The organism is Sphaerochaeta halotolerans (assembly GCF_003429665.1).
Taxonomy (GTDB): Bacteria; Spirochaetota; Spirochaetia; order Sphaerochaetales; family Sphaerochaetaceae; genus Sphaerochaeta; species Sphaerochaeta halotolerans.
In genome coordinates, this window is record NZ_QUWK01000002.1 from 61,900 (window position 1) to 82,349 (window position 20,450).

Genomic DNA, 20,450 nt, shown 5'->3' on the forward strand with positions numbered 1-20,450 from the left:
TTAAAACTCCAATTTCTTTCCATAGTCGGCAATCTCGCCATCTGAGTAGGTCTCTTTGACAAGATGGAGGGTCTTCCCATCCCCTTTGTACCTGGGGATGATGTGAAGATGCAGGTGTGGTACTTCCTGCCCACTTTCCTTTCCATTGTTGATGATTACGTTGGTGGCATCACAACCAAGTTTTTCCCTGAGTACCTTGTCAGCTTTTTTCGCAAGAACCATCATATGGCTGAGTACAGCTTCTGGGCAACTTTCGAGGGTAGGGTAGGCTTCTGTGGTGATGATCAACAGGTGTCCTTTGTTCACCGGATTGATATCTAATATGGAGAAACAAAGCTCGTCCTTGTGTAAAAATATAGAGGGAATCTCCCCTTTCAAAATCTTGGTGAAAATCGTTTCCATGGCATACCTCAGCGCTATTGTAACACACAAGTGTCGAGTCGGAAAAGGATTGTATTAGGAAAAGGGATTGCACAAAAAACCGAGATATACTATTATCCACGAGGTACGTTGGGATAATCATGTCCCTAGAACGTTCGTTCTCTTCCCTTCAGTTGGTAACCTGATGTGTACTAGGGAGTAAGAGTTTTACATCAGGGATATTGGAATGCTGCAGGGGAATCTGTGGACTCGTTTTTATTCTATACTATAGAGGTTATAAAGAATGGCTGACTTGCAAAATTTGAGGAATATCGGAATCAGTGCCCACATTGACTCGGGTAAGACAACACTTTCCGAACGTATCCTCTACTACTGCAATAAGATCCACGAAATACATGAAGTTCGTGGTAAGGATGGCGTTGGGGCTACCATGGATAGCATGGAACTTGAACGCGAAAGAGGTATTACCATTGCCTCCGCTGCAACAAACGTTACCTGGAAAGGAAATGAAATCAACATTATCGACACACCGGGACATGTTGACTTCACCATAGAGGTTGAACGTTCCTTGCGCGTGTTGGACGGTGCTATCTTGGTGCTTTGTTCCGTCGCTGGCGTACAGAGCCAGTCCATCACCGTAGACCGGCAGATGAAGCGTTACCACGTTCCCCGTATTGCATTTGTCAACAAGTGTGACCGTACTGGTGCAAATCCGTATCGCGTCAAGAATCAATTGATTGAAAAGCTTGGTTTGAACGCTGTATTGATGCAGATTCCCATTGGTCTTGAGGATAAGCTTGAGGGTGTTGTTGATTTGGTCAGCATGAAAGCTCTCTACTTCGATGATGGCCCTAATGGGGATGCCGTTCGCGAGGCTGAGATTCCTTCCCACTTGAAAGAGGAAGCTGATGCTCGCCGTGAGGAGTTGCTCGATGGTGTTTCTATGTGCTCGGATGAGCTTATGGAAGCAATGCTCGAAGACAATGTAACCGAGGAAATCATCCGCAGTGCAATAAGAAAGGCTACCATCAATTTGGAGCTCTGCCCGGTATTCATGGGGAGTGCCTACAAGAACAAGGGCATCCAGCCCCTGCTCGATGGTGTGGTGAGCTACCTGCCCAATCCTACTGATGTCACCAATAAGGCCCTCGACCTTGATAACAATGAGGAAGAGGTAATACTGAAGGCTGATGAAGATCTTCCTCCTGTAGTCCTGGCATTCAAGCTTGAGGATGGACAGTATGGTCAGTTGACCTATATCCGTGTCTATCAGGGGAAGGTGAAGAAGGGTGATGAGCTCTACAATACCCGTAGCCGTAAGAAGTTCCGTGTTGGACGATTGATTCGTATGCATGCAGCTACCATGGAAGATTTGACGGAAGCAGGCTGTGGTGAAATTGCAGCACTCTTCGGTATTGAATGTGCCAGTGGTGACACCTTCTGTGATCCAAAGCTGAACTATTCTCTCTCCAGTATGTATGTTCCAAATCCGGTAATCTCCCTGGCAATCAAGCCGGTGGACAAGAAGGCTGCGGACAACATGGGCAAGGCACTCAACCGCTTTACCAAGGAGGACCCGACATTCCGCAGTTATGTGGATCCTGAGTCCAACCAGACAATCATCCAGGGTATGGGTGAGTTGCACCTTGAGGTCTATGTCGAACGCATGAAGCGTGAGTACAAGGCAGAGGTGGAGATTGGTCAGCCAGAGGTAGCCTATCGTGAAGCTATCACGCAGAGAGCAGATTTCAACTATACCCACAAGAAGCAGACTGGTGGTTCCGGTCAGTATGCACGTGTTGCTGGATATATCGAACCGTTTCCAGATGCTGAAGAGGGTGAGGATGCAAAAGAGTACGAGTTTGTCGACGAGATCAAGGGTGGTTCCATTCCTACCGAATACATTCCATCCTGTGACAAGGGATTCCAGATGGCAATCAAGAAAGGTTCCCAGCTCGGTTTCCCTGTGCTCGGTGTGAAGGCTGTAATCAACGATGGGGCATGGCACCCTGTTGACTCATCCGACCAGGCATTCCAGACTGCAGCCCTTAATGCATTCCGTGAGGCGTTTGAGAAGGCCAAGCCGGTCATCCTCGAGCCAATCATGAAGGTTGAGGTAGTTGCTCCCAATGAGTTCCAAGGTTCGGTGTTCGCTTCGATCAACCAGAGACGTGGTCTGATCATCAGCTCAACCGAGGACAACGCAATGAGTACTGTTATTGCCGAAGTTCCTCTCTCTGAAATGTTCGGCTATTCCACGGTTCTTCGCTCCCTCACCCAAGGTAAAGGCGAATTCACCATGGAAATCGGTAAGTACGGCAAGGTGCCGGTAAGCGTTTCCGAACAGTTAAAGAAGGAGTATCAGGAGAAGCGGAAGAAAGAACAGAAATAGTATTTCTTCCTGTATTCCCAAGCCCCCCATGAGGATAAACCCTTCTGGGGGGTCTCTTCTTGCCCTTCTCTGTAAAAAAGTACCATTTTGCGATTTTCCATAGTATACTGGGAATGAACCAAATTATTACTTGGAGGTGAGTGTTATGGTAATACAAGAGTTAAACGAACTGAGTCCTCTTCGCGCATTTGAACAGTCCTTGGATGGTGGACTTGGTCGAGGGAACCTCGGTGTCCTTGTTTCCCGTCATGGTGTGGGCAAGACAGCCTGCTTGGTCCATCTTGCTACAGATAAACTGCTTAGAGGGGAACATGTTATCCATGTTTCATTCTCAGGGAATGTGGAACACGTCATCAATTGGTACAAGGAAGTCTTCAGGGAAGTCTCTGAAGGCCGTACTCTCGATGATGCAGCGTCCGTGTACAACAATATACTCAGCAACCGTGTGGTCATGAATTTCAGCCAGGAAAATGTCACCATTGAAAAGGTCCTCTCAAGTTTGGAAACCTTGATCAAGCATGGAAGTTTTAAGGCTGACGCCATTCTCTTTGACGGATACAAACTTACTGTTGCAACCGAAGATGATGTTCGCAAGATCAAACAGTTCGCACAGAACATGAATCTTGAGGTATGGTTCAGTGTATCTCCTGTCCGTTCTGATGTCGTGTACGATAAATATGGTGTTCCAAACACCATGCACAAATATATTGATTTAATTGATGTCCTCATTGGCCTTATCTACAATGAGGAGCGTGATAAAGTGGTAATGACGGCCGTCAAGGCCCACGAGGGGGTATTTGAGAAGCCTATGGGTGTAAGTCTCGATCCAAAGACCATGCTCATTTCCAAGTAGTGTTCAGAAGAAGGCCGCGTTTGCGGCCTCCTTTGTTACTGTCTGCGTGAACGAAGTTATGTTCAAAGGGAGTGCCCTGGGGTATTGATACCTTTCATTCCTGTTTCCACAGAAAAGTGAGTAATATTCTTGAATTGTCTTGACATCTGGAGAAGCAGTTCCTTATACTCACCATTATGTATCTAAAAACATAACGGTAGGGTGTATGCATTTTTCTTTCTTTTTACAGATCAAGCTGGGCAATCCAAAACCATTCTTCGGTACAGGCGTGAATGAATTATTATTCCGGATTCACGAGACAAAATCTCTTTCTGCTGCAGCAAGAGAGATGCATATGTCGTATACCAAGGCATGGAAAATTCTCCATACTGCTGAGTTGAACCTCGGCTATTCCCTTACTGAAAAAATTGTCGGAGGGCCTGATGGTGGTGGTTCTTCCTTGACAGAAGAAGGGTTGCGATTCATGCAACGGTATACTGATTTCTATCGTGAATCGATAGAACTGGTCGATGTTCTCTTCCATAATTACTTTCCAGAGGCAACAAATGAAACTCATCAAAACAGTTGACGCAGTCGGTCACATGATTTGTCATGATATGACGCAAATCATCGTTGGGGTAACAAAAGACGCAAGATTCAGGAAGGGGCATATCGTTCAAGAAGAAGATATCCCGATTCTCCTTTCTATGGGAAAAGAACATCTGTATGTTTGGGAGATGCAGGAGGGGATGCTCCATGAAGATGAAGGGGCCGTCATCCTTTGCCAGGCTTGCGAGAATGAACACATGGAACACGGTGATATCAAGGAAGGGAAAATTGAACTGAGAGCAACCACAGATGGGATACTTGAAATTGATACCGAGCGACTGAAAAAGATCAACAGCCTGGGAGAGGTCATGATTGCAACCATTGCAAACCATTCAGTGGTACATGCTGGAGATACGATTGCCGGAATGCGTGTCATTCCGCTGTCCATTGCAGCAGAGCATATGGACGAGGTTGCTTCTATTGCAAGTTCATTACATCCAATTCTTACAATCAAACCCTTTGTTATAACAGATTGTACAATACTTGTGACGGGAAGCGAGGTCAAGAAAGGACTCATTTCTGATACGTTTTCCCCCGTTGTTGAAAGGAAACTCAAGGAATATGGGATTGCTGTTACGAATATAGTCCAGACAGGGGACGACCAAGCCTTTATCACCGAATCCATCAAGGATGCTGTTGCCAGTGGCGCATCAATGGTTATTTGTACAGGTGGCATGAGTGTAGATCCTGATGACCGTACCCCAGGAGCAATCAAAGCCACTGGTGCAAGAATCGTGAGCTATGGGGCTCCTGTACTCCCTGGTGCCATGTTTCTGGTTTCATACCTAGGAGATGTTCCCGTCTTGGGCCTCCCTGGATGTGTCATGTATTCGGCAAGAACAGCCTTCGACCTCTTCTTGCCCCGTATCATAGCCCATATTCCATTGACAGCACATGATATCGCCGGTGTCGGAGAGGGTGGTCTCTGCATGAAGTGTTCTCCCTGTCACTTCCCAAATTGTAGTTTTGGGAAAGGAGGCCACTAATGGCAACATTGACTCATCTTGATACTCACGGGAATGCCATCATGGTTGATGTGGCTGAAAAGGCGGTTACCAAACGCATTGCAATCGCAAGTGGACGGATTGTGATGAACAATGAAGCATTTTTGGCAATCCAGGGGGGAACCGTTCCCAAAGGGGATGTCCTTGCATGTTCCCGGATAGCAGGAATCCTTGCGGTAAAGTTGACGCCTACCCTGATTCCGCTTTGCCATACTTTGCTGATAACTTCCGCCAAGCTAGATTTCGAGTTTTTCCCTGAGGTTCCCGCAGTACAGGCACGCTGCATCGTTGAGACAACTGCCAAGACCGGTGTGGAGATGGAAGCATTGACCGGGGTCTCGGTAGCACTCCTCACAATCTATGACTGCTGTAAAGCGATAGATCGAGGCATGGTGATTGAAGATGTTCATCTTGAACTCAAGGATGGAGGCACGCATGGTCGCTATGAAGCATAGCATGGTAGATCGAACAGGGAGAATTATTGACTACCTAAGGGTATCAGTAACCGATGCCTGCAATTACCGATGTACGTATTGTGGGCCAGGGAAAACCCATGGGTCGCGTTCCCTCGAGCAAATGCTCCATCTCTGCAGTATTCTGCAGCCTCTTGGTGTTGATACCGTTCGTATTACCGGTGGGGAACCGCTTATGTTCCCTTCGATTGCAGCATTTGTGACCGGTCTCTCCGAGATGGGGATTCAAAAACTTACAATGACCACCAATGCTTCTCATCTTGCATCTCACGCAGGGGCGTTGAAGAAAGCAGGGTTGCATGGGATAAATGCCAGTCTGGATGCAACAGATTCCTCCTTGTTTTCGACACTTTCAGGAGGTTTTTCTCCCGGTCCGACATTGGATGGCATACAAAAAGCATTGGACATCGGACTTGCTGTGAAGCTCAATTGTGTCCTATTGAGGGAGCACTACCACCAGCAAGTGGAGCAAGTGATGGAATTTGCTGCATTTCATGCCATTCCTGTGAGATTCATTGAACTCATGCCGATTGGAGCCCAAACTTCTTTGCAGGGAGTGCCTACCGCTGAATTGCTAGCCTTTCTGACAGAGGAATACGGAATAGCACAAACAAGTTATCTTTCCCACGGGAAAGGTCCTGCTGAGTACATGAATTTTGCAGGGGTGGAGGTAGGGGTCATTGGAGCTCTTTCCCGTTGTTTCTGTTCTGGATGCAACCGCCTTCGACTGACCAGCAATGGAGTCTTGCGGAGTTGTCTGTACCATAGCGACAATCTTGATGTGTATGCATTGCTGGAACAAGGAAAGACTGAAGAGGAAATACAGCAGATGATACGACAGTTTGTCTACGAGAAACCATTACGACATGATTTTACGCGCCAAAGGATACAGGACTATACCTTGGCATCTTTGGGAGGATGAAGAAATGCAGGAAGGGACCATCATTGCTGTGTGCGCAAGTAAGGGCAAGGGAACAGCCAAAGAACCGATGCAGAAATCTGTGATTAAGGCGGATTGGGGTATTGAAAATGATGCACATGCAGGGAATTGGCATCGTCAAATCAGTTTGTTGTCCTATGAAAAGGTGGAAGCATTTCGCTCGAAAGGTGCTCCTGTGAAAGACGGGGATTTTGGGGAGAACCTGCTCGTACAGGGTATTGATTTCAGAAATCTTCCCATTGGCGCCATTTGCAAAGTCGGGGATGTTGTATTGGAGATTACCCAAATTGGCAAGGAGTGTCATTCTGGGTGTGATATCTTCCAAAAAATGGGAACTTGTATCATGCCAAAAGAAGGGGTCTTCGCCCGTGTTTTGCATGGAGGTACAGTTCAGCCTGCTATGACGATGCAAGTATTTACCAAATACAGGGTTTTTATTCTATGTGCCAGTGACCAGGGGTATGCAAAGAAACGTGTTGATGAAAGTACGGGGGCTTTGGTACGGCTTATGGAAGCACACGATTATGAAGTAGTGGGCAGTAGCTTGCTTCCTGATGACAGGGCGATGCTTTCTGCTAAAATGGCGGAAGTCTGCGATACCTACCAGGCTGATCTGTTGCTCACAACCGGGGGTACTGGCTTGGCTTCACGCGATGTGACGCCTGAAGCGACTTTGGATATCAGTGAACGATTGGTTCCTGGCCTCTCCGAATTAATGCGTATGCGTTGTCTCACCATAACTGATAGGGCATCCTTGAGTCGTGGGATATGTGCAACAAGACGACGTACGTTGATTGTAAATCTGCCGGGGAGCCCCCGTGCAGCTGTAGAAAATCTAGAGGCAGTCCTTTCTCCCTTGGAACATGGGATGAGCATGTTGACAGGAAGAATGAAGGAGTGTGCTTCCGTGTTTGGAGCAGAAAATACCTTGGAGAATATCACATGAAACGAACAATCTTGTTGTTTTTGTTTGGAGTGCTGTGTACAGCAACAGCCCTTTTTGCACAAGGAACAAAGGAATCGGATCGTGAACTCTTGGTAAGTGCAGCGGCCAGTACAACCGATTGTATGCTTGAATTGGTGGACATCTATAGTGCTGCACATCCGGACATTGCAATATATTGTAATTTTGCATCTTCCGGCTCCCTACAACAACAGATAGAGCAGGGAGCCCCCGCTGATATGTTCTTTTCCGCAAGTCCAAACCAGATGAGGATTCTTCAAGAAAAAGGATTGATGGAAACATCAACGGTAAAAGATTTACTGGAGAACCGTATCGTGCTTATTACACCGAAGGATGGAGTAATGCTCTCAAGCTTCGATAATCTCCTTGATCCATCTCTATTCAAGATCGGCGTGGGAGAGCCAAAATCAGTACCGGCCGGGCAGTATGCAGCCCAGGTTTTCGAGTATTTTGGTATGACGGAAAAGCTTTCTTCCAAACTGGTTTTTGCAAAGGATGTCCGAGAAGTCCTCTCATGGGTCGAAACGGGAAATGTACAAGCTGGGGTTGTGTATGAGACCGATGCAAAGATGAGTGATGGTGTTGTGGTGAGAGCCATCGCCCCTTCAGAAAGCCACACTCCTGTCGTCTATCCGATAGGGGTGGTGAAAGCGAGCAAGAAGAAAGAAGCGGCCGAGGAATTCGAGACATTTCTTTTCTCCAAAGAGGCTGCCTCTGTTTTCGCCAAGTATGGATTTACGGTGATTGATAAGGATGTTTGATCTGTCCCCACTTTCCATTTCACTTCGTGCAGCCTGTATCGCAACCTTCATTGTGTTTGTCCTGGGGACCTTGGCTGCCCGGCTTGTCCTTGGTCTGAAAGGAAAGCTTGCTTCTTTCGTGGATACCGTGTGTACCCTTCCTCTTGTGCTTCCTCCTACAGTCCTCGGATTTTTCCTGTTGGTCTTGTTTGGGAAGCATGGGCCTTTGGGGGCTCTCCTGTCTCAATTCGGTCAGAGCATCATTTTTACGTGGTATGCAACGGTTCTTGCCGCAGTGGTGGTTTCGTTTCCCCTCATGTATCGAAGTGCTCGAGGTGCTTTGGAACAAGTAAATTCAGAGCATGTCTGGGCGGCCCGGACACTGGGGATGCATGAAGGGAGCGTGTTCCTGCATATTATGCTCCCTGAGGCATGGCCAGGCATCATGGCAGGAATTACCCTGAGTTTTACTCGAAGCCTGGGGGAGTTTGGTGCTACGTTGATGATTGCCGGTAATATCCCCGGTAAGACACAGACAATTCCGATGGCCATTTATTTTGCAACCTCATCAGGAGATATGCGAACTGCATGGATCTGGGTTGGCCTCATGATGCTGCTCTCTTTCCTCTCCTTGGGGTTTTCTTCCTATCTTGCTGCAAGGAGAGAGCAATGAGTCTTTCAATCGACGCACAGCTTTCCATTGCAAAAAAAACTCATAGCGAGCCGTTTACCCTTGATGTTTCCTTTACCGTTGGGAATGGTGAGATCCTGGGATTGCTTGGACCATCGGGTTGTGGAAAAAGCATGACACTCAAATGTATTGCAGGGATTATCAATCCAGACAAGGGGAAGGTCCAGCTCGGTGGGGTTGCCTTGTTTGATGGGGAGAAAGGTATTTCTCTCCCGACAAGACAACGTCGTGTGGGCTACTTGTTTCAATCATATGCCTTGTTTCCGCATATGACAGTCGCTGCAAACATATGTTGTGGTATGACAAGAATGCCCAGGGAGAGCAAAGAACAGTATAGGCACCGTTGCCGAGAGGAGTTACATGCCTATCTTGAACTCCTGCACATGGAACAATTTGCCCAGAGTTATCCCAGACATTTGTCAGGGGGGCAACAACAACGGGTGGCATTGGCGAGGTTGCTTGCATCAAGACCCGATGCAATATTGCTTGATGAACCTTTTTCAGCTCTGGATGACGAGTTGAAAGATTCTATTGACCAAGAGTTGAAAGCAACCTTGCTGAAAACACAATGCCCTGTTGTGTTTGTCTCCCATAATGCCCAGGAGATTCAGCGGTATTGTTCCCGCACATTGCACTTGGTGCATGGGCATCTGCGGCAGGAGGGGAAGTCTGGGTGTCAGCAGCGCTAAAAGGCTCAAAGGCCGAGTGATTGGCACTTAGACAGGGACAACACTTCGGTTATGTCCTCGCAGTCCTACGTGGACACCCTGGTTGATAAGCTGAGTTCTCTCCGGATGAGCAAGAATCCATTTGTTGTTTTTCAGCAACAACTTCGATTCGGGGTCTTTGCTTCGAGAAACTTTCTCAGCCAAACGCTCGGACAGTGGCTCATTTGTACCCTTGGGAAGCACAATGATGGACTTGAATCCTTCCTTCGATACCCCACAGGGGGCAAGATGCAGGACATTAGCCTCAACGATGACAGCTGAACCTTTTGGGAAAAAGAACAGTTCAGCGGAAAGCGTGTCAACGGTGTTGAACTCCTTCAATGCAGAGAACGGGGTTAAGAACTGCAGGCAATCGGTAACTGCGATGAATAGTTCTGGGCTCTTGTGGTACTCCATCCCATTGATGCTTTGATTCTTTCCATTACAGTACCCAATTTGGATGTCTTGGCCACCATAATAGAGTTTGAGTTCCTCTACCAGTGCCTTCTCTTCCAGCTCTGGAAGGAATGTCTCATAGATACTGTCATTTTCAGGAATATTGGTCACGCGATCGGCAAGAGCAACCAAGTATGCTGTATCAAGGTCATGGAGAATCCTTCCATACTGTCTAAAACGGGAAGACTCAATAGAGTGAATGTTCTCGTTTGGATTACTCTGCACAAGATCCAACGGAACGTGAAATTGGGATATTTTCATTGTATCACCTCGCAAATAATAGCATCACTATACCAGTAGCCAGCAACATGGAAAAGACGATCAAGGAAAAATGACGAGCTTCAACCTTGTCATGAATATATTCACCTGCAATAATCCCCGCTATCAAAAAAGGGACAAGAGACAAGGTGGTTTTAGCAACCGGTGGGGTTAGGGAACCCTCAATGAGATACCCTGCTATGATGATGGTGTTCAGTGTGGTCCAAAGAAGGCAGAGTGTTGCCCTGAACCTGCCCTTGTCTGGCAGTGTTCTCGTTGCATACAGCACCACAAGCGGACCACCTGAGGAGAAAACCCCGTGGATGATGCCTCCAAGAAAGAGCAGCAAATAATAGGGAAGTGCTTTGTGCCCTGTAGGTGGAGAGCTTTTTTCTGTCCTTCTTGCCTGACGATAGAGTTGTGTGAGTGAGACTACAATGATAAAGACAGCAAGTAGCAGGTTCAGCGTACCACTTTGTTGTGAGCGAAACAGGTACATGCCTATAGGGAGCCCAAGCAGCATCAAAGTGGTGATAATGGTATATTGCTTCCAGTCAATTTTGGAGAAATTTCGTATCACAATATACACTGCCAACAACCAAGCCAATATGGTAATGACTTTTACTGCTGTCTTTACTCCCAGCAACGCACTGACAAAGGGCATGGCAAGGACTGAGCATCCAAAGCCAGTAACCGCTTCAAGGGAATGGGTCACAAAGACTACCAGTCCACTGAGGACCAAGGTGGTCACAGTTTTGCCTCCAAGAGAGAATAGAGGTCCTCCATTGGTAGAGGGGGTGTCTGGTTGTGCAGTTTTGCATCTGTTTCAACTCGGGAGAATTCCTTCCGGATTGTGTTACGGTCAAGATTCAGTGAGAGATCCTTGAATGTTCTTGGAATTTCCAGATGGGAGAGCAAGGATGCTATGTCACTCTTGAGGGCGAAGACCAGGTCATCTGTTTTCTCTTGTTCCGGATGCATCAGCTTGCCGAGTTTTGCAAGTTCCTCACGGTTCTGAGTATCCCTTACAGCCCAATCGAAGACTTCGAGCATGGTAAATGCACAGGAGAGCCCGTGCGGTATATGCCAAGACTCAGAGAGAATGAAGGAAATGGCATGTCCTGCAGCTGTTCCCGTCAGATTGAAGGCGATTCCTGCTTCGTTGGACGCCTTGAGCATTTCCTCCTGCAGGGAGCTTCTCTCTTGGTTGTTTACCGTAGCATCATAGAGCTTTGGGATTGTCTGGAGAACCGTATGTGCGGCGTCCCTTGCGCATTCCCTGGTATTATCAGTGCTGTTCTTGTTCCATATGGATTCCAGGGCATGGTCCAGTGCATCCAATCCTGTTGCTGCGCAGAGCTTTGGAGGAACTGAGTCGAGCAGGGAAGCTATCAGGACTGCCGTATGTGCACTCATAAGTGGGGACCCCAAGGTGTGCTTTCTCCCCGTACTATCACTGTAGACCCCAACTTTTGTGACCTCTGAACCAGTGCCAGCAGTAGTAGGAATCAGAACCAATGGCAGGGAACGGGTGGTGATGGGTTTGCCCTGCAAATATGACTCCAGTGAGCCTCTATTGGTCATCAACATTGCCAATGCTTTTGCAGAGTCAAGTACACTACCGCCTCCAATACCGAGAATTATATCGGTATTCGAGAACCGGTCGTCATGAAACATTGACTCAATATCTATGGCCCTCGGGTTTGGTTGCACCTGGCTGAATACCTCAACTGGGGTGAGGGCTGCCAGTTCATCAATCAAAACCTGTTTCCCTTGTATGGGTGCGTCGTCAGTGACAACACTGACATGCAACAATCCTGGCTTCATTGCAGTATATCGCAGTATCCTTTCAAGAGCTGACCCCTGCATACTGGTAAAGCTCAAGATGTGAACCGGACTGAGCAGACTGCTGATCATAAAAAGTTCTCCTCTTCAATGGCCTGGACCTGTTTGAATGCATTACTGAGGAAATCCTTCTTGAATTCCATTTTCTGGGTGAATGCCATTGCCAGCCAGGCATCCACAATTTGAATGCCAAGGAAGGGAGCGGTAATCCATCCTCCCATGGTAATGACATTTGCATTGTTTACGATTTTCGCCCGTTCGGCACTGAAGATGCTATCCACCACACAGGCATAGATGCCTTTGTACTTGTTGGCAACAATGGCCATACCCTGTCCAGTCCCACATATCAAGATGCCTTTCTCTGCTTTCCCCTCCTGGATGGCTCCAGCAACCTTGGGAGCCTGTATGAAGTAGGGTTGGGGGTTTTCAGCAGATTCAATGCCGAAGTCAAGGACTTCATATCCCTGCTCTTGGAGGTGTTTGGCGATCTCTGCTTTGAGTGGGAATCCCGAAAGGTCTGATGCAATTGCTATGTTCATGATTTGCTCCTTATAGAAAGTACTTTCCTTACAATCTCTTCTGCAGTGAGCTTATAGTACGTTTGCAGCCACGCTTGTGTTCCTACCTGACCAAACTCGTCATGGATGCCTACCATCTCCATGGGGGTGGGGTAGTGCGTGCTGAGCAAGTTGGCCACTGCAGCTCCAAGCCCCCCTGCTATCTGGTGGTTCTCGGCAGTTACGACTGCCCCGGTTTTCTTTGCATATGAGAGAACCAGGTCTTCATCCAGAGGCTTGACTGTATGCATGTCGATGACAGCTGCCGAGATGCCTTGTTCTTCCAGTAATGCTGCCGCCTTGATGGCCTCAGGAACAAGAATGGCTCCCAGAGCAATGATGGTTACATCAGTACCGTCCTTGAGGACCTTTCCTTTCCCCAGGGTGAATACTTCATCTTCTGCATACAATGGCTGTATTGCCTTTCGATGGAGCCGCATGTAGGTACAACCGTATAGTTTGGCGCATTCTTGAACCAAAGCCTTCAAACTCACAGGATCGGAGGGTTCCAGAATAGTAAGATTCGGAATCATGCGCATCAGGCCAATGTCCTCGAAGGGCATGTGTGTCCCTCCATTGAAGGCTGCGCTGATGCCAGGGTCTGTTCCCACCAGTTTTACATTCAGTTTTGCGTAGTTTGCCGAAATGAAGAACTGGTCGAAGACTCTCCGACTTGCAAAACAACCAAAGGTTGCAGCAAACGGGATTTTCCCCGCTGCACTGAGTCCGGCTGCCAAACCGACCATGTTTGCTTCTGCAACGCCGACATCAACTGCACGTTCAGGGAATTGTTGTTTGAACGGTATTGTGCCCGATGCTTTCATAAGATCGGCTTCCAAGACCATGATTCTTTCATCGCTGTGTGCCAGACCAAGGAGGGTATCACAATAGACGCCTCGCATCTCTTTCGTTTCCATGTTGTCTCTCTCCTATTCGAGTGCCGCGATGGCTTCGTTTGCAGTGTTCAGGTCGAAGGCCATATTATGGTTCGCTACATTGCCTTCACAGAATGCAGCCCCCTTCCCTTTTATGGTGTCAAGGATGATCATCGCTGGTTTCCCTCTCTGCAATTTTGCTGTTTCGATTGCATTGTCCATGGCCGAAAGGTCATGTCCATCAATGCGTTGGGTGAACCAACCGAAGCTGTTCCATTTTCCCTCGATATCCCCAAGGTTTAGGATTTCATCGGTGGTTCCATCTATCTGCATTTTATTGTAATCGGTGAAGGCGATGAGATGGTCCAGCTGATAATGTGAAGCAAACATGGCGGCTTCCCAGTTCTGCCCTTCCTGGCTCTCCCCATCCCCGATGATTGCATAGACGTATGTATCTTTCTTATCCATCTGTATCGCATAGGCAAGACCACAGGCAGCAGAGAGTCCTTGTCCAAGTGATCCTGTAGTCATATCGATGCCCTTTGTTTTGGTTCGGTCGCAATGACTGGGGAGATTGGTACCACCTTGGTTGAGTGTTTTTAATTCCTCCATCGGGAAAAATCCCTTCAGTGCAAGTGTAGCGTAGAGAGCCGGGCCTGCATGTCCTTTGGAAAGTACCAACAGGTCTCTTTCTTCCCATACTGGATTGGTGGGATCGATTCGCATTACCTTCCCGTAGAGAAGGGCGAGAAGATCGACAATCGATAGGGCTCCTCCAATATGTCCGACACCAAGATTGCCGATGGTGAACAGCGTATTTTTGCGAATTTCCTTGGCAAAGGATGCCAGTTGTTTGGATTGTTCTGAGGCGAGCATAAGGATACCTCTCTAATAGTTTCTTAGTGAAAGTAACTATAATCCATACGAACAACCTTGTAAAGCTACTTCCTGTGGATTTTTTTCCTAGATGGGATTAGACTGAGCGAAAAGGAAGGATATATGCAAGGCAATCCGCTCAGAACGGCTGATTTACGGGTACATAACCAGAACATTGTACTCTCCATGATTCATGCTACCGGTAGGCATGGGATCAGTCAGTCTGAGGTTGTACAGAAAACTGGGTTGAAAGCTCCTACGATTTTCCGAATTTTTTCCTCATTGGAGGAAGATGGCTTGATTGAATCAATCGAGGGAGGGAGTGAGGACTCCACCATCCGAAAGGGACGCCGTCCAGTTTTTTATGTAGTGTCCGAGAATGCCCGATTCACCATAGGACTTGAGTTCTGGACCGCTTTTCTCTCTCTTGGTGTGTTCAATTTCCAGGGAGAAAGAATCCACTCAGCAATGCATCCCCTCCCGGAGCATGTACAAGCACAGGAAGTGACAGATCTCATTGTCACTGAGATTGAACGTGTACTATTTGATTTACACATTGAGAAGGAACGTGTAATAGGAGTGGGAGTTGCTGCTCCAGGACAGGTCGATCTCGAACGGAAACGGGTACGCTACTATCCAAGAATAGAGGGGATGAAGGACATTGCCTTGGTTGCAGAGTTGGAGTCCCGTTTGGACATTCCTGTCATGATCCACAACAACTGTAGTGCCCTTGCATTGAGTGAATACCGTCACGGGGGGTATGACCACCAAGGGAGTATGTTCACATTCCTGCTTAGAACCGGGGTCAATGGTGCATTTGTGCATGATGATGAAATCTATGTGAATAGCGGAAACCAGACAATCGAGACAGGTCATATTCCAATCAATGCTGATGGACCAAGGTGCAGCTGTGGTTCACGAGGTTGTTTGCAGGCCTATCTGCAGGACCTCGATCCAAACTCATTGGATTTACGACTCGCGCTTTTTGAGGGGCTCGATGCAAAATTGCAGGCAGGAGATCCGGTTGCTAGGCGTACGATTGAGCGAGCTGCAGGATATCTTGTGGTTGCCATCAGAGTGCTGATGAGGCTTTTTGCACCCAAGTCATTCCTGTTCGTGGGGTGCTGCGATGTAGTTGCAGAGGCAATTCGAGACCAAGTTATTCGATTGCTTGATGAACCTGATGCGTTCAGTGTTGAACCCCCACGTATTTTTGCGACAGCCTACGACCCTCTTCTTGCACAGAAGGGTGCTTCTGATTTGGTGTTGCAGGAGTTCTTCCGGTAAAAAATTTCAGATTTTTATTGACGAGTCCTTGTTTGTGGTATTTACTTACTTATGGAAAGTAACTAAATTGAGCACCTTTGGTTTGCTCATTCGGAATGAGGAGTAGTGTGTGAAATATCCTGTAACCCTTGGTGTGGTGTGTCTTGCAAGAACGACCTATGACTATACAGCTGCAGAGGAGATCTATGCAAAGATTCGTAGTGAGCTACGGCACCTAGAAGGGGTAACCTGGTATTGCTTGGAGCCCCTCGTCATCTCCCAGGAAGATGGGCTTGCTGCTGCGAAAGAACTAGCAACCAAGCAAATTGATGGCTTGGTCTGCATTTCAGGGACGTTTCATCTCGGTCATCTGGTACTGCAACTCAAGCGAGAACTTCCTGTACCGATTCTGCTTTGGGGACTCCCAGAACTCCCCTACAATGGTGGGAAAATTCGTCTTAACTCGGTATGTGGTGTAAACCTGAACGCCAGTAATCTCTACAAGAGTGGGTATGATGACTACACTGTCATTGTACAGCATACAATCGATGAGGACTGGGTTGATGCAATTCGGGTTATCAAAGCAATGAAGATGGCAAAGATAGGAATCCTAGGGTATAGAGCCGATGGATTCTTCAATGTCGGAGTGCAGGACAACCTCCTATATGGCCAGACTGGTGCATTGGTCGACCACTATGAACTGAAGGATGTGCATGAGTATCCGGTTACCGAAGCACAAGTCTCCTCTCGGATGCAGCAGATACGAGAGACTTTTGATGTATCAACACTTTCAGCATATCAGCTGGACCGAGTAGTCCAACTGGCTGCTAAGCTTGACGCCTTTTACCACGAGATGAACCTTTCGGCATTGGCAATTCGATGCTGGCCGGAATTCGCCCGCGATTTTGGGGTCTCCCCTTGTGCAGCGATGAGTTTGTTGCAATCTGAGGGAATGATCCTTGCCTGTGAGGGAGACATCGACGGCGCTCTCTCCATGATCGCCCACCATGCGCTAGGGGCAGAGACACCTTTCCTCTTTGACTTCTCCCAGGTAGATTTCCAGCAGGACTTTGCTCTGTTCTGGCACTGTGGTGTTGCTCCCTGCAACCTATGGGATGGTACCTGCAACCGCAGCCTTGACACCTACTTTGCGGGAGGAAAGGGAGTCACTGCAGATTTTGTTCTCAAGAGTGGGGAGCTCTCGGTTCTTCGCATTGATTCAGCGAGAGGAGGCTACCGCATGTTCCTTCAAAAGGCTACCGCAGTTCCCATGGAAAAGTTGTTGAAGGGAACCTATATGAAGGCACGCTTTGAACGACCGGTAAAAGAGGTGCTTGATTTGGTCTTGGACAATGGCCTCGCTCATCATTCCTCGGTGGTCTATGGGACCTATATCAGACCATTGGAGTTGGTGGCCAAGTTGAAGGGATGGAAAGTCATCCAATAAGGTGCGATTTAGTTTGCATTCTGTGCAAAACTACGATACAAAAGGAGATTGCTATGATGAAAAATTCACGACTCATTGCAGTGTTGCTACTGCTCTGTTTACTCTCCCCCTTGGCAGCCCAGGGGCAAGCGGAAAGTGGACAGCAAAAAGAAATCGAACTGAGATGGGCAAGCATCTGGGTTGGAAATGACAGCAAGGCCCCAGCCGTGGAAGCGTTGGTGAAAGAGTTCAACACCAAGAATGCCGGTAAGATCAAGGTCGTCATTGAGCCACAGCCGGACTACAATGCCTATGAACAGAAAGTTCGTACCAGTTTGGCTGCAGGGCAAGCCCCGGCAGACATTTTCACCATCAAGTTCAACCCGACTACTGCGACGTTCTACCAATCGGATCTTCTCATGGACTTCCAGGGAAAGCTTGATGATGCTTGGAAGAGCACCTTTGATGCTGGTTCCCTGGAGCAATCAACCGTTGACGGGATGCTCAAGAGCTTGCCGATGGAGACCGCCATTCTGCCGATCTGGTACAATATGGATGCATTGAAGAGTGTAGGTGTAAACACGATTCCTGCAACAGTACAACAGATGTATGATACGTTTGATAAACTCAAGGCAGCAGGAATTGCCCCAACGAGCCAAATGACTGGTGATACCAATGCCTGGACCAGCATGATTTGGTTCAGTCATTTTGCAGTGTCCCTTGGTGGACCGAATGTTTGGGACAAGCCTTTTACCGATCCAGCATTTGTAGAGGCTGCCAAGTTGATCAAGAAAATGATCCAAGAGTATTCTACTGCTGACGCTGTTGGACTCGGAGCTGGTGGAAGTGGTGGGCATTTTCTTGCCGGTCGTACCGCTGTCTTCTCCAATGGCCCTTGGTACGCAGGAAGAGCTGACCTTGCGGCTACGCCGTTCTTTGATTCGATCAAGATTGGTGGATTACCAGCGGTTGGCGAATATGAGGGCATCATGATAAGCCGTTTGCAGGCAAACATCTGTGCCGCTTCCAGCAAAGATGCAGCCAAGGAACAGGCAATCGTCAGCTTCCTGAAGTTCCTGACCAGTCCTTCCTCCATTGCTAAGATTGCTGAGACCAGTGGTGCAATGTTCGCGATCAAGACTGATTATCGACCAGTGAACAACCTGCAGAAGCAGTTCTACGATGTCAATGCAGCTGCTTCAACCACTGCATTTGACCTGGAAGCTGCCCTCGGATCCGAGGTCACTCTCGAGTTTGCCCAGCAGCTTGGGGCTCTGGCCCTTGACCGGATCAGTGCAGAGGAATTCTGTGCCTTGGTTGATCGCAAGATCGAACACTAAGAGTAATAGCTGTTTATTCCTCATGCTGCCACCTTCGGGTGGCAGTATGGTATCTTTTTCCTGAGGAGTCCACGATGCAAGCAGTTGGTATACGAAATAGATGGATATGGAGCGCAAGAATTTTGTTCTTGCTTCCAGTAGCATTACTATTCTTTTTCTTCTTCATCTATCCCTTCTTCTTCACTGTATTCACCAGCTTCACCAGTTGGCGAGGTATCGGTGCGATGAAGTTTAATGGAATCAAGAACTATACCAAGTTGATTACAGACCCTACCTTTCAGAAAGCGCTGAGAAACAATATTGTCTGGGCTTTGTCCCAAGGGTTGATCCAGGTTCCCCTGGCATGTCTGGTTGCCATGATATTGGTTCGAAAGCCATTCGGCTGGAGAGGATTGAGAACCATCTATTATCTGCCTAATGTCATCTCTACGGTTGCCTTGGCCATGGTCTGGGTTGCCATTTACAACGTCGATGGACCATTGAATGCAATTCTTTCCGGTCTTTTCGGAATGGAGAAGCATAATTGGCTGGGAAACCCTGATACCGCCCTGTTTGCCGTGATTTTCCAGACAGTCATTTATATCGGATACTTCATGATTGTATTGTTGGCCTCTGCAATGAATATCCCCCGTTCACTCTATGAAGCCGCTGAGATTGATGGAGCCAGCACCTTGGTTCAGGAGATTAACATCACCCTTCCCATGCTCCGTGGTACCCTAATCACCACCATGACCCTTGCCATGGCGTATGGCATGCGCCATTTTGAAGCGACATTCCTAATGACTGGTGGCGGCCCAGCATATGCAACCACCACCATGGGCATCGATCTGTATCTGAAAATGGATGCCTTGCGTTATAGTGAGGCAAGCACCAGCGGGGTGTTCCTGATTATCATGGGAACCTTGGTCATTACCTTGTTGCGGAAACTCTTTGGTTCCTCAGACCCCATGAGTGAAATGGCACAATAGGAGCACATCCAAATGAAACATTCCCCAACATCAATCATCGGCAACACTCTCAAATGGATTCTCCTGATTAGCTTGTTGGCATTGGCATTGCTTCCCCTGCTCTGGTTGCTGGTAAGTTCGCTGAGAACCAACCTTGAACTGCAAACCGACCCCTTTGGGTGGCCGCAGAAGTTTCAATGGGTCAATTATGCCAATGCATTGGCCATGGCAAGCCTTCCCCGCCTGTTGCTCAATTCAGTTTTCGTGGCAGTAGTGACAGTGGTGCTCAACAGTTTGGTGACCTCCATGGGGTCCTTTATTCTTGCAAGAGAGCATTTCAAGGGAAGGGATGTCATTTACACCATCCTTACCGCGGGGGTTTTGGTTCCTGTGATATCCTTCATGGTTCCCTATTTCTCCATGATTACCCGAAGCGGTCTTTACAACACCTTGCTTGCCTTGATACTTGTATATACTGCTGTGAATATTCCTGTTTCCATATTCTTGGTAACTGCTTTCATGAAATCCATTCCGAAGGAGTTGGAAGAAGCTGCCATCATGGACGGCTGTGGATTCTTCAAGCGCTTTTCGATGATCATCCTTCCGCTCTCCCGATCTGGGATTGTGACAGCAGCAACGTTCTGCTTTATTTACTCTTGGAATGAGTTTGTCATGGCTATGCTGCTGACTAGTTCGGTTGAATCGAGGACCATACAGCTGGGAATCAAATTCTTCTCCAGTCAATTTATCACCGATTATAGCAGTATGTATGCTGCGGTCATCATCACCATCATACCCAGCATCCTTGGATATGTATTCCTTCATGATAAGATCATCGGTGGCTTGACCACCGGTGGAGTGAAGGGGTAGG

General features: G+C 47.8%; 22 protein-coding genes. 15 read left to right on the top strand and 7 right to left on the bottom strand.

Annotated elements, in window-relative coordinates; translation table 11 throughout:
• A complete protein-coding gene (locus DYP60_RS01840) occupies window positions 1-402 on the bottom strand; it encodes an HIT family protein (RefSeq protein WP_117329170.1) in 402 nt (133 codons plus the stop codon).
• A gap of 262 nt (window positions 403-664) precedes the next feature.
• Here DYP60_RS01840 and fusA point away from each other — a divergent pair, with 262 nt between their 5' ends.
• The 10 genes from fusA to DYP60_RS01890 all read left to right on the top strand — a co-directional run bounded on the left by fusA (window position 665) and on the right by DYP60_RS01890 (window position 9,715).
• On the top strand, window positions 665-2,773 hold the full coding sequence (fusA, locus tag DYP60_RS01845; RefSeq protein ID WP_117329171.1) for an elongation factor G: 2,109 nt from the start codon (window positions 665-667) through the stop codon (window positions 2,771-2,773).
• A 145-nt stretch (window positions 2,774-2,918) separates the two neighbouring features.
• Window positions 2,919-3,626, top strand: a complete 708-nt coding sequence (locus DYP60_RS01850) for a hypothetical protein (protein ID WP_117329172.1) — start codon at window positions 2,919-2,921, stop codon at window positions 3,624-3,626.
• A 205-nt stretch (window positions 3,627-3,831) separates the two neighbouring features.
• Window positions 3,832-4,194, top strand: a complete 363-nt coding sequence (locus tag DYP60_RS01855; protein WP_117329173.1) for a winged helix-turn-helix domain-containing protein — start codon at window positions 3,832-3,834, stop codon at window positions 4,192-4,194.
• On the top strand, window positions 4,172-5,200 hold the full coding sequence (locus DYP60_RS01860) for a molybdopterin-binding protein (protein ID WP_117329174.1): 1,029 nt from the start codon (window positions 4,172-4,174) through the stop codon (window positions 5,198-5,200). Before DYP60_RS01855 ends, DYP60_RS01860 begins: the two co-directional genes overlap by 23 nt.
• Window positions 5,200-5,673 (top strand): cyclic pyranopterin monophosphate synthase MoaC, encoded by a 474-nt coding sequence (gene moaC, locus DYP60_RS01865; protein ID WP_117329175.1) that lies wholly within the window; start codon window positions 5,200-5,202, stop codon window positions 5,671-5,673. The genes DYP60_RS01860 and moaC overlap by 1 nt, the downstream gene beginning before the upstream one ends.
• Entirely contained in the window at window positions 5,654-6,613 is a 960-nt protein-coding gene (locus DYP60_RS01870) for a GTP 3',8-cyclase MoaA (protein ID WP_160525144.1), read from the top strand. The genes moaC and DYP60_RS01870 overlap by 20 nt, the downstream gene beginning before the upstream one ends.
• Window positions 6,558-7,577 (top strand): molybdenum cofactor synthesis domain-containing protein, encoded by a 1,020-nt coding sequence (locus tag DYP60_RS01875; RefSeq protein WP_237446189.1) that lies wholly within the window; start codon window positions 6,558-6,560, stop codon window positions 7,575-7,577. The genes DYP60_RS01870 and DYP60_RS01875 overlap by 56 nt, the downstream gene beginning before the upstream one ends.
• Window positions 7,574-8,356: a molybdate ABC transporter substrate-binding protein gene (gene modA / locus DYP60_RS01880; RefSeq protein WP_117329178.1), complete on the top strand. Its 783-nt coding sequence runs from the start codon at window positions 7,574-7,576 to the stop codon at window positions 8,354-8,356. The genes DYP60_RS01875 and modA overlap by 4 nt, the downstream gene beginning before the upstream one ends.
• Entirely contained in the window at window positions 8,349-9,008 is a 660-nt protein-coding gene (gene modB, locus DYP60_RS01885; protein ID WP_117329179.1) for a molybdate ABC transporter permease subunit, read from the top strand. The genes modA and modB overlap by 8 nt, the downstream gene beginning before the upstream one ends.
• Window positions 9,005-9,715: a sulfate/molybdate ABC transporter ATP-binding protein gene (locus DYP60_RS01890; RefSeq protein ID WP_202384334.1), complete on the top strand. Its 711-nt coding sequence runs from the start codon at window positions 9,005-9,007 to the stop codon at window positions 9,713-9,715. Before modB ends, DYP60_RS01890 begins: the two co-directional genes overlap by 4 nt.
• A 27-nt stretch (window positions 9,716-9,742) precedes the next feature.
• Here the strand turns inward: DYP60_RS01890 and DYP60_RS01895 are convergent, their stop codons facing one another.
• From DYP60_RS01895 to DYP60_RS01920, 6 genes are read right to left on the bottom strand one after another with little or no spacing between them, the layout of a single operon-like run.
• Window positions 9,743-10,450 (bottom strand): DUF4867 family protein, encoded by a 708-nt coding sequence (locus DYP60_RS01895; protein ID WP_117329180.1) that lies wholly within the window; start codon window positions 10,448-10,450, stop codon window positions 9,743-9,745.
• 4 nt (window positions 10,451-10,454) lie between these two features.
• Window positions 10,455-11,198, bottom strand: a complete 744-nt coding sequence (locus tag DYP60_RS01900) for a sulfite exporter TauE/SafE family protein (protein WP_117329181.1) — start codon at window positions 11,196-11,198, stop codon at window positions 10,455-10,457.
• Window positions 11,195-12,364, bottom strand: coding sequence for an iron-containing alcohol dehydrogenase (locus DYP60_RS01905; protein WP_117329182.1), 1,170 nt, complete (start codon window positions 12,362-12,364; stop codon window positions 11,195-11,197). Before DYP60_RS01905 ends, DYP60_RS01900 begins: the two co-directional genes overlap by 4 nt.
• Window positions 12,361-12,831 carry an RpiB/LacA/LacB family sugar-phosphate isomerase gene (locus DYP60_RS01910; protein ID WP_117329183.1) on the bottom strand — a complete coding sequence of 157 codons (471 nt, stop codon included), beginning with the start codon at window positions 12,829-12,831 and terminating at the stop codon, window positions 12,361-12,363. The genes DYP60_RS01905 and DYP60_RS01910 overlap by 4 nt, the downstream gene beginning before the upstream one ends.
• Window positions 12,828-13,766, bottom strand: coding sequence for a transketolase family protein (locus DYP60_RS01915; protein WP_117329184.1), 939 nt, complete (start codon window positions 13,764-13,766; stop codon window positions 12,828-12,830). Before DYP60_RS01915 ends, DYP60_RS01910 begins: the two co-directional genes overlap by 4 nt.
• Before the next feature lie 12 nt (window positions 13,767-13,778).
• Window positions 13,779-14,600 (bottom strand): transketolase, encoded by an 822-nt coding sequence (locus DYP60_RS01920; RefSeq protein WP_117329185.1) that lies wholly within the window; start codon window positions 14,598-14,600, stop codon window positions 13,779-13,781.
• Window positions 14,601-14,723: 123 nt separating this feature from the next.
• Between DYP60_RS01920 and DYP60_RS01925 the strand changes: the two genes are divergently transcribed.
• The 5 genes from DYP60_RS01925 (at window position 14,724) to DYP60_RS01945 (ending at window position 20,449) form a co-directional block, all read left to right on the top strand.
• Entirely contained in the window at window positions 14,724-15,887 is a 1,164-nt protein-coding gene (locus tag DYP60_RS01925; protein WP_117329186.1) for an ROK family transcriptional regulator, read from the top strand.
• Window positions 15,888-15,996: 109 nt separating this feature from the next.
• Window positions 15,997-17,313: a fucose isomerase gene (locus DYP60_RS01930; RefSeq protein ID WP_117329187.1), complete on the top strand. Its 1,317-nt coding sequence runs from the start codon at window positions 15,997-15,999 to the stop codon at window positions 17,311-17,313.
• A gap of 56 nt (window positions 17,314-17,369) precedes the next feature.
• Complete coding sequence (locus DYP60_RS01935) at window positions 17,370-18,632, top strand: ABC transporter substrate-binding protein (RefSeq protein ID WP_237446190.1); 1,263 nt, start codon at window positions 17,370-17,372, stop codon at window positions 18,630-18,632.
• 74 nt (window positions 18,633-18,706) lie between these two features.
• Window positions 18,707-19,600, top strand: coding sequence for a carbohydrate ABC transporter permease (locus DYP60_RS01940; RefSeq protein WP_117329189.1), 894 nt, complete (start codon window positions 18,707-18,709; stop codon window positions 19,598-19,600).
• A gap of 12 nt (window positions 19,601-19,612) precedes the next feature.
• Window positions 19,613-20,449 carry a carbohydrate ABC transporter permease gene (locus DYP60_RS01945; protein WP_117329190.1) on the top strand — a complete coding sequence of 279 codons (837 nt, stop codon included), beginning with the start codon at window positions 19,613-19,615 and terminating at the stop codon, window positions 20,447-20,449.
• Window position 20,450: the final 1 nt, after the last annotated feature.

Excerpts from the sequence above, each read along its gene's own strand:
- DYP60_RS01945 (WP_117329190.1), top strand. The coding sequence starts at position 19,613 with ATGAAACATTCCCCAACATCAATCATCGGCAACACTCTCAAATGGATT.
- fusA (WP_117329171.1), top strand. The coding sequence starts at position 665 with ATGGCTGACTTGCAAAATTTGAGGAATATCGGAATCAGTGCCCACATT.
- DYP60_RS01890 (WP_202384334.1), top strand. The coding sequence starts at position 9,005 with ATGAGTCTTTCAATCGACGCACAGCTTTCCATTGCAAAAAAAACTCAT.
- modA (WP_117329178.1), top strand. The coding sequence starts at position 7,574 with ATGAAACGAACAATCTTGTTGTTTTTGTTTGGAGTGCTGTGTACAGCA.
- moaC (WP_117329175.1), top strand. The coding sequence starts at position 5,200 with ATGGCAACATTGACTCATCTTGATACTCACGGGAATGCCATCATGGTT.
- DYP60_RS01905 (WP_117329182.1), bottom strand. The coding sequence starts at position 12,364 with ATGATCAGCAGTCTGCTCAGTCCGGTTCACATCTTGAGCTTTACCAGT.
- DYP60_RS01860 (WP_117329174.1), top strand. The coding sequence starts at position 4,172 with ATGAAACTCATCAAAACAGTTGACGCAGTCGGTCACATGATTTGTCAT.
- DYP60_RS01850 (WP_117329172.1), top strand. The coding sequence starts at position 2,919 with ATGGTAATACAAGAGTTAAACGAACTGAGTCCTCTTCGCGCATTTGAA.
- DYP60_RS01940 (WP_117329189.1), top strand. The coding sequence starts at position 18,707 with ATGCAAGCAGTTGGTATACGAAATAGATGGATATGGAGCGCAAGAATT.
- DYP60_RS01925 (WP_117329186.1), top strand. The coding sequence starts at position 14,724 with ATGCAAGGCAATCCGCTCAGAACGGCTGATTTACGGGTACATAACCAG.
- DYP60_RS01895 (WP_117329180.1), bottom strand. The coding sequence starts at position 10,450 with ATGAAAATATCCCAATTTCACGTTCCGTTGGATCTTGTGCAGAGTAAT.
- DYP60_RS01855 (WP_117329173.1), top strand. The coding sequence starts at position 3,832 with ATGCATTTTTCTTTCTTTTTACAGATCAAGCTGGGCAATCCAAAACCA.
- DYP60_RS01935 (WP_237446190.1), top strand. The coding sequence starts at position 17,370 with ATGAAAAATTCACGACTCATTGCAGTGTTGCTACTGCTCTGTTTACTC.
- DYP60_RS01870 (WP_160525144.1), top strand. The coding sequence starts at position 5,654 with ATGGTCGCTATGAAGCATAGCATGGTAGATCGAACAGGGAGAATTATT.
- DYP60_RS01875 (WP_237446189.1), top strand. The coding sequence starts at position 6,558 with ATGATTTTACGCGCCAAAGGATACAGGACTATACCTTGGCATCTTTGG.
- DYP60_RS01915 (WP_117329184.1), bottom strand. The coding sequence starts at position 13,766 with ATGGAAACGAAAGAGATGCGAGGCGTCTATTGTGATACCCTCCTTGGT.
- DYP60_RS01920 (WP_117329185.1), bottom strand. The coding sequence starts at position 14,600 with ATGCTCGCCTCAGAACAATCCAAACAACTGGCATCCTTTGCCAAGGAA.
- DYP60_RS01840 (WP_117329170.1), bottom strand. The coding sequence starts at position 402 with ATGGAAACGATTTTCACCAAGATTTTGAAAGGGGAGATTCCCTCTATA.
- modB (WP_117329179.1), top strand. The coding sequence starts at position 8,349 with ATGTTTGATCTGTCCCCACTTTCCATTTCACTTCGTGCAGCCTGTATC.
- DYP60_RS01910 (WP_117329183.1), bottom strand. The coding sequence starts at position 12,831 with ATGAACATAGCAATTGCATCAGACCTTTCGGGATTCCCACTCAAAGCA.